This is a genomic window from Bacteroides sp. A1C1 (genome assembly GCF_004328515.1).
Lineage (GTDB): Bacteria > Bacteroidota > Bacteroidia > Bacteroidales > Bacteroidaceae > Bacteroides > Bacteroides uniformis.
Genome location: NZ_CP036491.1, coordinates 468,052 through 482,717 on the forward strand (window position 1 = coordinate 468,052; position 14,666 = coordinate 482,717).

General features: G+C 46.7%; 10 protein-coding genes. 3 read left to right on the top strand and 7 right to left on the bottom strand.

From position 1 onward, the window contains the following. Positions 1 to 16: 16 nt before the first annotated feature. A complete protein-coding gene (gene hcp, locus EYA81_RS02050; RefSeq protein WP_117600414.1) occupies positions 17 to 1,666 on the bottom strand; it encodes a hydroxylamine reductase in 1,650 nt (549 codons plus the stop codon). Positions 1,667 to 1,850: 184 nt separating this feature from the next. Here hcp and EYA81_RS02055 point away from each other — a divergent pair, with 184 nt between their 5' ends. Continuing rightward, the gene (locus tag EYA81_RS02055) at positions 1,851 to 2,489 is read left to right on the top strand and encodes a Crp/Fnr family transcriptional regulator (RefSeq protein WP_117600342.1); all 639 of its coding nucleotides are present in this window, start codon (positions 1,851 to 1,853) and stop codon (positions 2,487 to 2,489) included. Between the two features lie 75 nt (positions 2,490 to 2,564). Here the strand turns inward: EYA81_RS02055 and EYA81_RS02060 are convergent, their stop codons facing one another. The 6 genes from EYA81_RS02060 to EYA81_RS02085 form a co-directional block, all read right to left on the bottom strand. Beyond that, complete coding sequence (locus tag EYA81_RS02060; protein ID WP_117600343.1) at positions 2,565 to 3,758, bottom strand: PepSY domain-containing protein; 1,194 nt, start codon at positions 3,756 to 3,758, stop codon at positions 2,565 to 2,567. Between the two features lie 7 nt (positions 3,759 to 3,765). Then, on the bottom strand, positions 3,766 to 5,169 hold the full coding sequence (locus tag EYA81_RS02065; RefSeq protein ID WP_119962075.1) for a DUF4374 domain-containing protein: 1,404 nt from the start codon (positions 5,167 to 5,169) through the stop codon (positions 3,766 to 3,768). A 43-nt stretch (positions 5,170 to 5,212) separates the two neighbouring features. After that, positions 5,213 to 7,519 (bottom strand): TonB-dependent receptor, encoded by a 2,307-nt coding sequence (locus EYA81_RS02070; RefSeq protein WP_242672421.1) that lies wholly within the window; start codon positions 7,517 to 7,519, stop codon positions 5,213 to 5,215. A 650-nt stretch (positions 7,520 to 8,169) separates the two neighbouring features. After that, a complete protein-coding gene (gene queF, locus EYA81_RS02075) occupies positions 8,170 to 8,625 on the bottom strand; it encodes a preQ(1) synthase (RefSeq protein ID WP_117965416.1) in 456 nt (151 codons plus the stop codon). 31 nt (positions 8,626 to 8,656) lie between these two features. Next, positions 8,657 to 9,313 carry a 7-cyano-7-deazaguanine synthase QueC gene (queC, locus tag EYA81_RS02080; protein WP_005831503.1) on the bottom strand — a complete coding sequence of 219 codons (657 nt, stop codon included), beginning with the start codon at positions 9,311 to 9,313 and terminating at the stop codon, positions 8,657 to 8,659. Positions 9,314 to 9,425: 112 nt separating this feature from the next. Further along, positions 9,426 to 10,106 carry a queuosine precursor transporter gene (locus EYA81_RS02085; RefSeq protein ID WP_117965328.1) on the bottom strand — a complete coding sequence of 227 codons (681 nt, stop codon included), beginning with the start codon at positions 10,104 to 10,106 and terminating at the stop codon, positions 9,426 to 9,428. 481 nt (positions 10,107 to 10,587) lie between these two features. Between EYA81_RS02085 and EYA81_RS02090 the strand changes: the two genes are divergently transcribed. Both EYA81_RS02090 and EYA81_RS02095 read left to right on the top strand, forming a co-directional pair. Then, a complete protein-coding gene (locus EYA81_RS02090; RefSeq protein ID WP_131225311.1) occupies positions 10,588 to 13,821 on the top strand; it encodes a TonB-dependent receptor in 3,234 nt (1,077 codons plus the stop codon). A gap of 15 nt (positions 13,822 to 13,836) precedes the next feature. Then, positions 13,837 to 14,661: a RagB/SusD family nutrient uptake outer membrane protein gene (locus EYA81_RS02095; RefSeq protein WP_242672407.1), complete on the top strand. Its 825-nt coding sequence runs from the start codon at positions 13,837 to 13,839 to the stop codon at positions 14,659 to 14,661. Positions 14,662 to 14,666 lie beyond the last annotated feature (5 nt).

A 14,666-nucleotide genomic window follows, 5' to 3' on the forward strand; every position in this document is an offset into this window, starting at 1 on the left:
CACCCCATCATCTTATTTACAATCCGAATTTCTTCAAATCATCTTCCACACTACCAATACCTGCAATATGGAACATATCAACCAGTACCTTGACGACATTTGGAGAAAGGAAAGCGGGCAATGTAGGTCCTAAGTGAATATCCTTCACACCGAGGCTCAATAATGCCAATAATACAATAACTGCTTTCTGTTCGTACCACGCTATGTTGTAGACTATGGGAAGTTCATTAATGTCGTTCAGCTGGAATACTTCTTTCAGCTTCATGGCTATTACCGCCAGTGAATAGCTGTCATTGCACTGCCCGGCATCCAATACACGGGGAATGCCGTTGATGTCTCCCAAACCAAGTTTATTATAGCGGTATTTGGCACAACCTGCGGTCAGGATAACGGTATCTTGCGGCAAGGCTTTAGCAAATTCCGTGTAGTAGTCACGGCTCTTCATACGTCCGTCACAACCTGCCATTACGATAAAGCGGCGTATGGCCCCGGTCTTCACGGCATCTACCACCTTGTCTGCCAGTTGCAGCACCTGGTTATGGGCAAAACCGCCGATAATTTCTCCATGCTCTATCTCCACCGGAGGCTGGCATTGTTTGGCAATCTCTATGATTTCAGAAAAGTCTTTCCTACCTTCAGCATCCTTATCAATGTACTTGCAACCCGGATAGCCGGTAGAGTTGGTGGTAAACATACGTTCTTTATACACAGCATTTGCCAGAGGAGGAACGATGCAATTGGTGGTAAACAGAATCGGTCCGTTGAAGGAAGTGAATTCTTCGCGCTGTTTCCACCAGGCATTGCCATAATTGCCTACAAAATGGGAATATTTCTTGAAAGCCGGGTAATAGTGAGCAGGTAACATTTCACCATGTGTATAGACATCTATTCCTGTGCCTTCAGTCTGTTTCAATAATTCTTCCATATCCTTCAAGTCATGGCCGCTAATCAAAATTCCCGGACGGTTCTTCACACCGATATTCACCTTTGTAATTTCAGGATTACCGTAAGTACCAGTATTGGCTGCATCCAATAGAGCCATTGTCTTTACTCCAAACTCACCAGCTTCGAGAACCAGCTTCACCCACTCCTCTGCCGATAGAGACTCAACTGCAATGGTAGCCAGTGCGCGTTGCATGAAAACATGAACCGTATCATCATTGAATCCCAGACGCATGGCATGCTCCAGATAGGCAGCCATACCTTTCAAGCCATAGACAAGCAATTCTTTCAACGAGCGGAGGTCTTCATTCTGTTCACGCAGAACACCTACTGTCTTCGCTTTTCCGGCATAGTCATCACGCGTTCCCTGCCAAGTCAGTTCATCTACTTTGGGTAAGAGCACTTTGTTATGCTTGGCCTCTTGAATCAATCCATTACGCATGGTGATTCCTTTATCTACCCGCTTCAAAATGCTTTCATCATCGAAATTTGCATTCGTAATAGTGCAGAACAGAGCATCCGTCACAAAGATATTCACTTCTTCGGAGACCGGACAATCTGCCTTGCGCAAAACATCGGCAACGACAGAGACACCTCTAACCACAAACAGCAACAAGTCCATAGCTTGAGCCGTATGACTTTCTTTTCCACATACACCTTTCAGTATACAGCCGGTTCCTTTGGCTGTCTCCTGACATTGATAACAAAACATGTTCGGTTCCATATTCTTATTCATTTAAAAGTTTACATCATCTTTCCATAAGATAAGCGGCACCTCAGCAATAAAAATAAGCAAGCTTATTTTCTATTACTTTCGGTTTGCATTATCTTTGTGCAAAGATGAGAGTTCTACAACGCGAAAACTGTCACGAATGTTACATCGAATCACAAAAAAAGTAAAAAAGAGAATGGAAATCCATACATTATTGAAAATGCCTCCTTTTCAAGGCATAACAGAAGAAGAATTATTATCCCTCATCCTGGCACCCGAACATGCACGCAGGCAATACAAACCTGCTGACTTTATTGCCATGCAGGGAGAAGCATACCGTTCTCTATTCATATTGTGCTGCGGCAGTGTGCGTACCCAAATGGTCAGTGCAGAGGGAAAGCAACTCACCATAGAAACGCTGAAAGCCCCGCAACTACTTGCCCCGGCTTTTGTCTTTGCCTCCGAAAACCGCTTCCCGGTAAATATCGAAGCAAAAGAGAAATGTGAGATACTCATCATAAACAAGAATGTCTTCCTGGAATTCCTGCATCGACACCCCACTGTGATGCGCAACTTTCTGCAACTGGTATCGGACAGAACTCTGTTTCTCTCCAAAAAGCTGAATGCCTTTGCCCTGCAAAGCCTAAAATCGCGCATACTGAACTATCTACGCATGCATGGCACGATACTCAACCAGCAGGAAGTGGCACAAATACTGGGAGTGGCTCGTCCCTCGCTAGCACGTGCCTTATCGGAGCTGGCAAGCGAAGGATGCATCCGGATAGAAGAGAAGGAAATGCGGATAAATGAAATCTCCGCCCAAAAGTATTTATAAAAAAACGCCCACAAAACACGCACGCCTGCGCATCTTGCGGACATCTTCATCCTTTTATAAAATTGCCTGCTTTTTCTAAGCAACTTTCTTTAATTGCATGTTCGCTTTCCTACTGCCTTTCCGAACCAATCTGCGAATCCAAAGATAATAGCCCGTCAGCGGCAAGCTGGCCCCTACCAAAGCGGCAAGAAAACTCAATATACGGGTGGTCAGCCCTCCCCAACTGCCTACATGAACGGAGAATATCCAGCCACGGATTTTTCCTGAAGCGTCGGCATCCTTATATAAGGTAGCCCCGGTGATTTCACCGCTACGGGGATTGAACGTATAGCGGTCGGCAGCACGCTGGTTGCCCAACCGATTGAAAGAAACCGTAGCAGAGCCTTTGGACACGGTAATCTGTTTATAATCAGGATTGAGTTCCTTCAGTTCTTCGTAAACCTTCTGCCAGCTTGTAAAAGGAGAGAAAGAATTTCTTTCACGATGCTCACCTCCTGGTCTGCCACCAGACCGGCCTTGAGCCCGTTCTCCTCCCTGGGCAGCAGTTTGTGCCGAAGCACCATGTCCTCCACCCCCTTGCGTGGTTTCCACTCCGAAAACTTTGTAGAAGCCGGTGCGGTACCAGGAGAAAGACCATGACAGTCCCGTAAGCGCCATTACCAACAGAAGAACCAGCGTGTACATACCGCCTGCCACATGCAGGTCATAGCAGAACCGACACCAACCCTTACCGGAAACAATCTTCAAACTGTTCTTCAAAGCCTTTTTTGTACGGGGCCACCAGATGACAATGCCCGATATCAGGACAAAGACAAACATCAGCGTGGCAGTGCCCACAATCATTTTTCCCCAGAAGATGCCTCCATCGGGCTTCATGCTGTCCAGCAACCAGCGATGCAGGCGGAACATGGTCGTGAAAAACGGCGCACGTTCATACTTGCCCTTTATCTCACCCGTATACTGGTCTACATAGACGGAAGCACGACGAGGTTTGGAAAGGTTCACCTGCCAGGCACGCTCCGGAGCAGACGAGGCTGTGACACCCGTCACAAAAACACTATCCGGCAGAGTAGCGGCCACTTTTTCGGCCACCTTGCCCATGGGAAGCGATGCCGGCCCGACTTTCTCCACATAGTAGAGGTCGCGGCGGCAGAGCTCCATCACCTCCGTCTCGAATACCAGCATGGCTCCGGAAAAACAGATAAGGGTAATCAGTAGCCCGAAGGGGACTGAAAGCCATAAATGTATTTTACGAAAAACTTTCTTCATAGGAGCTTTATTCCAGTTTACCTACACCGTTCAGTTGGGTTGCATTGACAACCAGACCCTTGGTAGCTGTTGCATTGGCAGGGTCTACCTTATAGATGGCAGGATAGCCGGAAGAGGTAGTGACTGCCACATATGCGTTGCCATTTTCCATGTACGGGGTATTACCAAAGCCGGAGACATCGCTTGGAAGGCCGTTCACATAAGTCAAAGCTCCGGTGGAGGCATTGAAGACGGCAAGTTGGTTGGCAACCTTGTCTGATGCCGTAATTGCCTTATCATACATCAGCAACAGGAAATAATTACCTGAAATATACCAAGTGCGCAAGAAAGAGGCGCCATTGGCTTTCTCTTCAAGATTATAGTAATAGGCGGCATCAAATTCCTCTGCTTTGGTATCGATGCGTACAACTCCAGCAGGCAATGTAGTCTGCTGACGCGAATCACTCATGGTCTTGGCATAGCTCGGAGAAAATACATATACATAGCCGTCGTCGGCAAGCCAGTTCATCTGGTAGTACTGTGACTTCATGCGTCCGGCAGCATAACTGATTTTGTCTGTAGTGATGACCTTATGAGAATTCAGTGTCTGATCACCAAAGATAGCGATATGGCATTCATTAGGATACTGGGTCCATTGCAATTCGTCCTTCTCATAGGCACCGCTACCCTGCCCGCCGGATTCTGTCTTTATTAAATCCTCATTACCGGAAAGCACCCACTTGTAACTACCGTCTTCATTCTTCTGCATGCAACCATACTGGCTAAGCCCCATGGGAATGGCTGCTGCATAAACCTTACTGCCCACTTGTTCTATACCGGCCAGTGTTACGTATTCACCATTTTCAAGGAAATTTTCGGCAAGAAATGGAGTATCCTTTGTTACCGAGTTCTTTGTATAAGTCTGTTTCTCGACATCCAGATAGGAAATCAAAAAAGATTGGGGAGTATATCCATTTGCATCATTCAGTTCCGTAGGGCCGTCGCCGGTAGAAGTCGTCATTATAAATTGGTCATAATAGCCGTAGGTAGTGAAACGATTGACGTTATACTCCTGGCTACGTTTTTCCAGTTCACCGTTTGTATTCATAATGAACGACTGGGTAGTGCCTGCATTTCCCTGGTGATAATTCAAGGCATACAGATATTTGTTTCCGTAGAACACCCAGTAAGTAGCCCCATCGTTCACAAGGCCATTGCCGGCAGCAGTAATTTCACCGCTTTCCAGTGACTCGGCTGTCAGCAGGACAGGAACGGAGCTACCTGAAACTGTAGCCGTGGCAGCTATCACATAGTTACCCTTTGAACCGGAACCGGAGCCGGAACCCGGTTCGTCTGTGTCTGTACAAGAAATTAAAGCCATTCCGGTCATTGCCATTGCCAAGAGGCCGGACAAAAGATAATTCTTCTTCATTTGTTCTTCTTATTAATTACACCTATTAAAACCATTATATTTATTAATCACCAAAATGTACACGTACCTTGCCATAGAACGCACGCCCGGCTTTCTGAAGACTGAAATTGTCGTACAAATCCTCGTTCGTGAAGTTGCGGCATTCAAACGAGATATTATAGCGGCCATTCTTCAGACTATAGCTCAATGTCAGGTTATGGGAGAACTGGTCGGGTACCATGAAATCCTTGTTCTTGCTACCGATGACCTGCGAATAGTAGGAGAAGCTGTGCATGTACTGGTTGTCGTAAGTCACGGACAGCATATTCCCTTTCTTCCAGAGGTCGCGCCAATAGAAGTTTACGTCAAAATCAGCAAACTGATAGGGCACATTGGGAATGCGTGCCTTGTAACCGAGATTTTCCACAGAGTTGCCGGTACTGCCGATTTGCATCTTCTCATTGTCACGCACATTCATCTGCGTGAAGTTGCCGCCCACACTCAGCCAGCGTCCGAAGCCATAGCGTGCCGATACATTGTATCCCTTCGTCAGCACCTTGCCGTAGTTGGTATAAGTGGCCCCTTCTTTTCCTCCGCTCAAGTCCTGGATATTGCGCTGGATATAATCCTTCGTATTGCGGTATACCACACCGCCTTCCACGTAGACGGAATGTTTTCCAAAACTCCGGGAATAACTCAGGTTCAAGTTGATGTTGTCACTTTTCTCGGGACGGATGCCGATGTCTCCACTCTCCAGATCTTCGTCACCAAACATCTCTTCGATAGTGGGCAGACGGTAAGCTTTTTCATAAGAGAGCTTCGCCTGCAAACCGGGCAGGATGAAGTAGGTTCCGGCAGCACCATATCCCCAAGAGTCTACCGTACGGCTGGTGCGTACATAATTACTACCGGTATCATCCTCGGCCATAGGTCCTGCCACATACTGGCGGTAGTATTTGCCGAATGCCGAGAAGTTCCACTTTTCGGAAGGCATCAGGCGGTATGACAAACCGGAGATATTCTTGCGGGTCTGCTTGGCAATGGCATCCGTCTGTTCTTCCACCGCCAACAGTGAAGTATTATCACGCTGGAATGCACTCAACACATGATTGAAAGTCAGCATGTGGACCCTCGCAATGCGGTAATTCAAGGTCAATGTACCGTTCCAATTGTCATTATCGGCACGGGAATACTGGCGGGACTGTTCGCCGGGGCTGTTCAGCGGATGTTTCTCACCAAGCCAGTTGTATTCGTAGCGGGCAGTATCCACATTCGTAGTGGCATTGCGATTGTAGTTGGCTGTCAGCACCATATCCAGCCCCTTGATTATCAGGTTGCGTTTGCTGTATTCCATCGAAGGCATCAGTGAATGGCCAAAGCGGTGCTTTTCCCCGAAGACTGTCTTCTGGCGTACACCGGTCTGTATGTCCTTGTACATGTGCGAATAGGTGAAACCGAACATCAGCCGGTCTGCCCAACTTTTGTCCACAATACCCGCTTTGGCCACAATGGCTTCGTTGTGGTAAGTATCATTGAAACGCTTCACGCGCACCTTCTCACTTTCGTTGAAACTGCCCGTCTCAAAATCCTTTACCGGCGCATCTACATGATAATCGTTGTCCGAGTAGTTTTGAAAGGCATTGATTTCATAGCTGAAACCGTTCTTGAAAGTCTGTCCGAAGTTAACGTATGAGCGGTGGGTATTGAACGAGCCGTAAGAATAAGAAGCATCCAGGAACCAGTTCCGGCGTTTCTTGTTGGTAACAATATTGATGACACCGCCAATGGCATCCGTACCGAAGCCCACGGGAACTACACCCTTATATACCTCTATACGGTCGGCAAAGCTCACCGGAATATTGTTCAGGCTGAAGGAGCTTCCCACACCTTCCTGCGGCACACCGTCAATGAACACCTTGACGTGCTTTCCGCTAAAACCGTCCAGCATCAACTGCATATCCGAACCTACCCCACCCGACTCACGGAGTTTCATGCCCGGAGCCTTGGTCAAGGCATCGCTCAGATTCTTCGTGGTGTTCTGGAGTTCCTTTGTATCGACTGCCACAGCATTGAATGCCGACCTCTTCACCCGGCTTACTCCGGTAGAAACGATAGTCACCTCGTCCAGCTGTTGCGTTTCGGGAGCGATGGTTATGTTCAGCTTCATCCGCTCATCATTGACCAGTTTCACCTTTTTCTCCACCTTTGTATAACCTACGGCAGACACCACCAGCGTATAGTCGCCGGCAGGCGCCTTGATGTGATAGAGGCCTTCCTGATTCGTGGTTCCTCCATAACTCGTCCCTTTCAGATAAACAGTCGCAAAATCCACCGTTTCTTTTTCCGTAGAAATGATTCTACCAGAAATCATCCCTCCTCTCCTCTGCGCATGTACAGACAGAGAAGCCAACAGAAGGAGAAACAGCAGCGAGAATTTAAATGTATATGCTTTCAATTTTATAATAATTATAATGTTGTTAGTAAACCGGTGCAAAGGTCATTATTAACATCCAGCTGTGCAATCGCTTATTGTAGGTAATTATATGGAGTGGATTTATCGTATATATCATACCATGCAATCACCATTGATAGGTATTATCAATAATAAAACAGATAAAAAAAATGAAAACGAGCTCGGAAGGTGCTGAGGAAATCTCTTAAATAATAAAATCAAAACAGTTTCTTATTCGTCAGCGGCATTTATGCGGATAATCGTAAAAGAGAAAATAAAGATGTAGCAAAACTAATGATAGAGAAGCCTTATATTAGCCGATGAATAAAGACAGACTAACTTCTCATTTACTAAAAACTATTCGTCCGACAACCGTTACATTATCGTCCGACGGCTGTTTAATTATCGTCCGACAGCTGTTGGACGATAATGCAACAACTGTCGGACGAATAAAAATTAGCAAACAAGAAACTAAAGGTCAGTAGACAAGGATATAGAATATAGTGATGCAAAAATTACCTGTCCTAACAGCCCCCCTTCTATTTATAGGAGCCATCAGATACAGCATCTTATTCACGGTTCATCAAACGATGCTCCGCCATCTGCTCGAACTTCGTGCCGGGACGTCCGTAATTGGCATACGGGTAGATAGAGATGCCGCCACGCGGGGTAAAGATACCCGTCACCTCGATATACTTAGGATTCATCAAATGAATGAGGTCTTTCATTATGATGTTCACGCAATCTTCGTGGAAAGCTCCGTGATTGCGGAAACTGAACAGATAGAGCTTCAGGCTCTTGCTCTCCACCATCTTGACATCGGGGATATAGCAAATACGGATTTCCGCAAAGTCCGGTTGTCCCGTGATGGGACAAAGACTGGTGAATTCGGGGCAGTTGAAACGCACCCAGTAGTCATTGCCGGGATGCTTGTTATCAAATGCCTCTAATACTTCGGGAGCATAGTCCTGACGGTATGCTGTCTTTCTCCCCAAAAGGGAAAGTTGGTCTTTCAATTCTGTCATAGCCATATATTTTTAGTGATACAAGTGTGCCTCATTTAGTAGAAGCCAAAAACTTTTCCAATCCTTCTCTGCGCAACGTGCATGCCGGGCAGTGTCCACAACCATCTCCCGGGATACCGTTATAACAAGTCAGCGTTTCGTGGCGTATAAGTTCGAGCACTCCAAGCTCGTCTGCCAGCGCCCAGGTCTCCGCTTTGTCAATCCACATCAGTGGTGTGTGCAGTACGAATTGCTCGTCCATAGCCAGGTTCAGCGTCACGTTAAGCGACTTGATGAAAGCATCCCGGCAATCGGGATAACCGCTGAAATCGGTCTGCGACACCCCCGTCACAATATGATTAATTCCCCGCTCGCGGGCGTAGACGGCGGCTATACTCAGGAAAAACAGATTGCGTCCCGGCACAAAAGTATTCGGAAAGCTGTCTGCCGGCTTCTCCTGGTCCATCTCCATGCCGGCATCTGTCAATGAGTTATGTCCAAGCCGGCCGATAAAGGAAACATCCATTACTTCGAACTCCACACCTGCCTTACGGGCAATGGCCCTCGCCAAGTCCACTTCCTTCTGATGCTTCTGTCCATACAGAAAACTCAGCGCATACACTTTCTTAAATTCACGTTTTGCCCAAAAGAGGCAAGTGGTCGAGTCCTGCCCGCCACTGAATACCACCAAAGCAGTGTCCCTATTCATCTTGTTAAAAGCCTCTCTGTTTCCCTCCCCCGTAGGGAGGGAAACAGAGAGGGCATTGCTTATTATTTGTTTGACATAATAACTGATTTCCCCTCACTACGGGTAAGGGGCTTTAAATATCGCCTATTTTCCATACTTTATAGGAGATGCCTTCATCATAGACATCACTACCGTCTATCCGCTTAATAGCTTTTACCACACGGATAGTCACAGGCAGTATCAATACCTCGTACATGGACTTCAGCAGAATCTGGATACACATCATCACCAGCAACTCCCGCCATGCAATGATTCCTCCGAACGCCACCGGAAAGAAAATCAACGAGTCTGCCGTCTCACCAACCACCGTCGACCAAATGGCACGTGCGGAGAAATTACGCCCGTTGCTTGCCAGTTTCATGCGGCTCATTACGTAGGCATTCAGAAAAGAGCCCACCAAGAATGCCGTCAGACTAGCTATGACAATACGGGGAGCCATTCCAAAGACAAAATTGAAATGCGCGGCACCATCCCAGAAAGGGGCGGCAGGCAATGCCACGGCTATCAGTCCCAGCATTACCACAAAAAAGTTCATGGCAAAACCGCTCCAGATTATCAGACGAGCTTTACGAAAGCCCCAAACCTCGGCAATGCAATCGTTGATAATATAAGAAACAGGAAAGACCAGCAATCCGGCTGTTACGGTAATACCCAAAAACTGGATAACTTTAGTCTCAAGAAGATTGGCTGCAATCAAGCATACATTGAACAGAATGCCCAGCAACATAAAAGGTACAGATACTTTTTGTTTCATACTCCTGTTTTTTACGTGGTGTTCTAGAATACACGACCGTTATTCACGGCATCATACATTTTAAATCCGGTTGCAAAGATACAACAAGTTTTGCAAATTTAAAATATAAAAACTAAAAGCATATAAATCAACATATTAATAAATTATAGTACAAATTCAAAAGCATGCAACCGAATTCATCCTCAAACAAGATTTCATTCACGCAAATTCCTTAAGCATATAAAATAATAGACAACATATTTTAATGCTTAAGATTCTATATTTTAAATAATTAAAATTAGGGTTATATTTGATAACAACAATCCGGAAGCTCTGGAAAACACATTGATATTAACCAAGAATATACCATATTATATATAGTAACCTTAGAAAAACAATGAATGCCTATGATTTACCCGAAAGCCCCAAGACACTATTAGTGTCATCTTCTATTCAACCTATTTATTTTGAGATCCATTAGCTTAAACAAAAAACATCTATTATGAATGAAAATCGTAAACGAGGAACATCGAACAACAAAATCCTCACAGCAATTGCCATCGCCTCCCTATTTATAGGAAGCAGCAAAATCATGGCAATAGAGACCTATTCGGAAAATTCATTCGGAGTGACAGAACAGATGCAGGCACAAACAGCCCGCGGTATCATTGTCGACCAGAATGGAGAGCCTATCATCGGAGCAAGTATCTTGGAAAAAGGTACTACCAATGGAGTTACCACCGACTTATACGGTAAATTCTCGCTAAACGTAAAAAGAGGTGCCACCCTGGTCATTTCCTACATCGGCTATAAGACGCAGGAAGCCAAAGCAGATGCCAACATGAAAATCACCCTTACAGAAGATTCCGAACTACTGGATGAAGTAGTTGTTGTCGGTTACGGTGTACAGAAAAAGAAACTTGTCACCGGCGCCACTGTACAAGTGAAAGGAGAAGACATAGCCAAGCTGAACACTGTGGATGCCCTGGGCGCTTTGCAGAGCCAGTCACCGGGTGTCAACATCACGCAAAACAACGGCTTCCTGGGTTCGGGCTTTAAGGTGAATATCCGCGGTATCGGTACTACCGGAACCTTCTCCCCGCTTTATGTGGTAGATGGAGTTGCCAACGGTAGCATCGACGGGCTGAACCCGAGTGACATTGAATCTTTGGACGTCTTGAAGGATGCCGCTTCCGCCGCCATCTATGGTGCGCGTGCTGCCAACGGCGTTATCCTGATTACCACCAAACGAGGTAAAACCGGCGTTGCCGAAGTCAGTTACGACGGCTATGTCGGCGTGCAGAACCTCTACAAAATCCCTACTATCCTCAATGCCCAAGAGTACATGATGATGCAGGATGAAGGCCGTGTAATGGACGGATTGAGTCCGTACAACTGGGCGACCTATATTCCGGAAAGGGATTTGCAGGCCATACAAAACGGAACATGGAAAGGGACAAACTGGCTGAAGGAAGTACTGAATGAAGATGCATTGGTACAGAACCACGCAGTCAACATCACCGGAGGAACAGACCGTTCCAGATATGCCATAGGTATTTCATACACCAACCAAGAAGCCACCATGGGAGTTCCCGGCGAATTTCCAGAAATGAACCGCTACAACTTCCGCGTCAACTCGGACCACGTAGTCATGAAAAAAGGCAATCTTGACTTCCTGAAAGTGGGCGAAACCATCAACTACAAATATTCGCAAACGCAAGGTTCATTCGGAACCGGCGGCATTTATTGGAACGGAGTGCACAATATGCTCATCATGAGCCCGTTGATGCACCCTTACAATTCAGATGGAGACTACTACCTCTACGCAGACCAGGAAAAGGACAACTACAAATGGGATATCTCCAACGGAGCCAATAAAAACCCGATAGCTTATCTGGACTACTATATGAACCAGAACCTAAGCAAGTCCCATTACATGCAGAGCAGCTTCTATGCAGAACTGCAACCCATCAAGAACCTGCGTATCAAGAGCCAGTTCGGCTACATCATGGGAGCCTCCAGTTATCGTTCCTATTTGCCGAGATTCGATTATCTGAGTGCGTCACTCAACAACGCAGAAGACAAGGTAACCCAATCCATGTCCATGTATAACCGTTGGTCATGGGACAATACAGCCAACTACATCTTCAATATCGATGACCACAACATCGACATCCTGGTAGGTCAGAGTATGGAAAAATGGGGTATGGGAGAAGAAATGAGCGGTTCAGCCATAGGCTCAAACTTCTATGACTTCAAGCACGCTTATTTGTCCAATGTTCCATTGACCGCCAACAGTGTGTCCTCCTTGACTGGCAAGCCTAACGGGGAAGGTTCCATCGCTTCCTTCTTCGGACGCGTCAACTACAACTACCAGGAGAAATACATGGCTTCTGTCATCATGCGTGCGGACGGTTCCTCCACTTTTGCCCGCGGACACCGCTGGGGATACTTCCCTTCAGTATCTGCCGGATGGGTTATCAGCAACGAGTCCTTCATGTCAGGAATCAAATGGCTGGACTTCTTAAAGCTGCGCGCTTCCTGGGGGCAAAACGGTAACTGTAATGTATCCACTTTCCAATATCTTTCACTGATAACTTCCAACAATGGATATGGCGGTTATCCTTTCGGTGACTCCATGGACCTCATCAGTACCGGTTCATACGCCTACCGACTGACCAACCCGGACCTTACCTGGGAAACACAGGAGCAGTTGAATTTCGGTATCGATGCACGCTTCTTGAACAACCGCCTGGGCTTTGAATTCGACTGGTATAACAAAAATACCAGAGACTGGCTGGTTACGGCTCCGGTACTCTCTTCCTTCGGTGCCAATGCAGTGTCCGTCAATGGCGGCAATGTAAAGAACACGGGTATTGAAGTAGGACTCCACTGGAACGACAACATCGGAAAGGATTTCCAATATGGAGCCAACCTGACCCTGGCTCACAACAAGAATGAAGTGACTAAGATTGCCAACAAAGACGGAATCATCCACGGTAGCGGCAGCGTTCTGTGGGAAGGAGCCGAAGAGTGCTTCCGTGCTGAAGTAGGCAAACCCATCGGCTACTTCTACGGCTACAAGAGTAACAGCATATTCCAGAACCAGGAACAGATAGACAACTACAAAGGTCCGAAACTAAATGGCGACAAGACACAGCCGGGTGACGTAATCTGGGCAGACACCGACAATAGCGGTACGCTCGATGCCAATGACCGTACTATGATAGGTAACCCGAATCCCGACCTGACAATGGGACTTTCCCTGAATGCCAGCTGGAAGGCCATTGACTTCTCAATCACTACTTACGGCGCATTCGGCCAGCAGATTCTGAAGTGTTATCGTGACTTCTCCTCCTCACCCTTGAATAACTATACAGCAGAGATATTCCAACGCTGGCACGGCGAAGGTACGTCCGACAAGTTCCCGAGACTGTCCAGCGCTTCCAGCTCCAACTGGAACAGAGTATCAGACATTTATATTGAAGATGGAGACTATCTCAAGATAAAGAACATCACTGTGGGATTCGACTTCAAGAAAGCATTCAAAAAGTTACCGGTACAACAGCTGCGCCTGTATCTGACCGCACAGAACCTCTTTACCTTCACCGGCTATTCCGGTATGGACCCGGAAATCGGTTACGGTGGCGACGATTATGGTTGGGCATCAGGCATCGACCTGGGCTACTACCCCAGTGCACGTACCTATATGATAGGCTTAAATGTAAAATTCTAATTAACCGAAGAAATTATGAAAAAGATATTATTCATAGCATCAGCAATACTGATTCTTCTTTCAGGATGCGAAAACTTCCTCGATTCGGAACTTTTGACCGAAAAGACAACCGCCAACTTCCCGGAGACAGAAAAGGATGCCCAAGAGATGGTGACGGCCATATACGCCCATTTGTTGTTTGAAAGTCCTGAAACCTCTTCCCAGTATTACATTGCCCAGTTGGCAGGTGACGACTGTCTGGGAGGTAACCTCTCCTACTCCAACAACTGTGCCACCAACTTCCTTATGTACAGTGGCAATCTGAATACATTTGCCGGTATTTGGGACCGTTGTTACACCCTCATCAACCGTGCCAACAATGCCATCAACACAATGGACAACGTGAAATCATGGTCCAGCGAGAGCGAACGCAACCGACTTTTCGGTGAATCCTATTTCCTGCGTGCCATGGCATACTATGAGCTGGCACAAGTTTTCGGCGGAGTTCCCTTACGCACCACACTGGAAAGTACCAACCTGCCGCGTGCATCCGTAGACGAAATCTACGCCCAGATTGCAGCAGACTTGAAAAACGCTATCGAAATGATGCCCGCAAAGATTTATCCGAAAGGCTCAGACATGACCGGACACGCTACAAAATATGCCGCCGAAGCCATGATGGCACGTGTATTCCTTTTCTATACCGGACGCTACGAAAAAAACGAGCTTCCCAACGGAACTACCAAAGAGGAGGTCATCTCTTGGATAGATGACTGTGTTAACAACTCCGGTCATAAACTGGTGTCCGACCAACGCAACATTTGGGCCTATACCAACGATGCTACCGAAGACAATACATAGAATGG

Bases quoted from the DNA above. Each gene is read 5' to 3' on its own strand.
- EYA81_RS02055 (WP_117600342.1), top strand. From the start codon at position 1,851: ATGGAAATCCATACATTATTGAAAATGCCTCCTTTTCAAGGCATAACA.
- EYA81_RS02060 (WP_117600343.1), bottom strand. From the start codon at position 3,758: ATGAAGAAAGTTTTTCGTAAAATACATTTATGGCTTTCAGTCCCCTTC.
- EYA81_RS02070 (WP_242672421.1), bottom strand. From the start codon at position 7,519: ATGATTTCTGGTAGAATCATTTCTACGGAAAAAGAAACGGTGGATTTT.
- EYA81_RS02085 (WP_117965328.1), bottom strand. From the start codon at position 10,106: ATGAAACAAAAAGTATCTGTACCTTTTATGTTGCTGGGCATTCTGTTC.
- queF (WP_117965416.1), bottom strand. From the start codon at position 8,625: ATGACAGAATTGAAAGACCAACTTTCCCTTTTGGGGAGAAAGACAGCA.
- EYA81_RS02095 (WP_242672407.1), top strand. From the start codon at position 13,837: ATGAAAAAGATATTATTCATAGCATCAGCAATACTGATTCTTCTTTCA.
- hcp (WP_117600414.1), bottom strand. From the start codon at position 1,666: ATGGAACCGAACATGTTTTGTTATCAATGTCAGGAGACAGCCAAAGGA.
- EYA81_RS02065 (WP_119962075.1), bottom strand. From the start codon at position 5,169: ATGAAGAAGAATTATCTTTTGTCCGGCCTCTTGGCAATGGCAATGACC.
- queC (WP_005831503.1), bottom strand. From the start codon at position 9,313: ATGAATAGGGACACTGCTTTGGTGGTATTCAGTGGCGGGCAGGACTCG.
- EYA81_RS02090 (WP_131225311.1), top strand. From the start codon at position 10,588: ATGAATGAAAATCGTAAACGAGGAACATCGAACAACAAAATCCTCACA.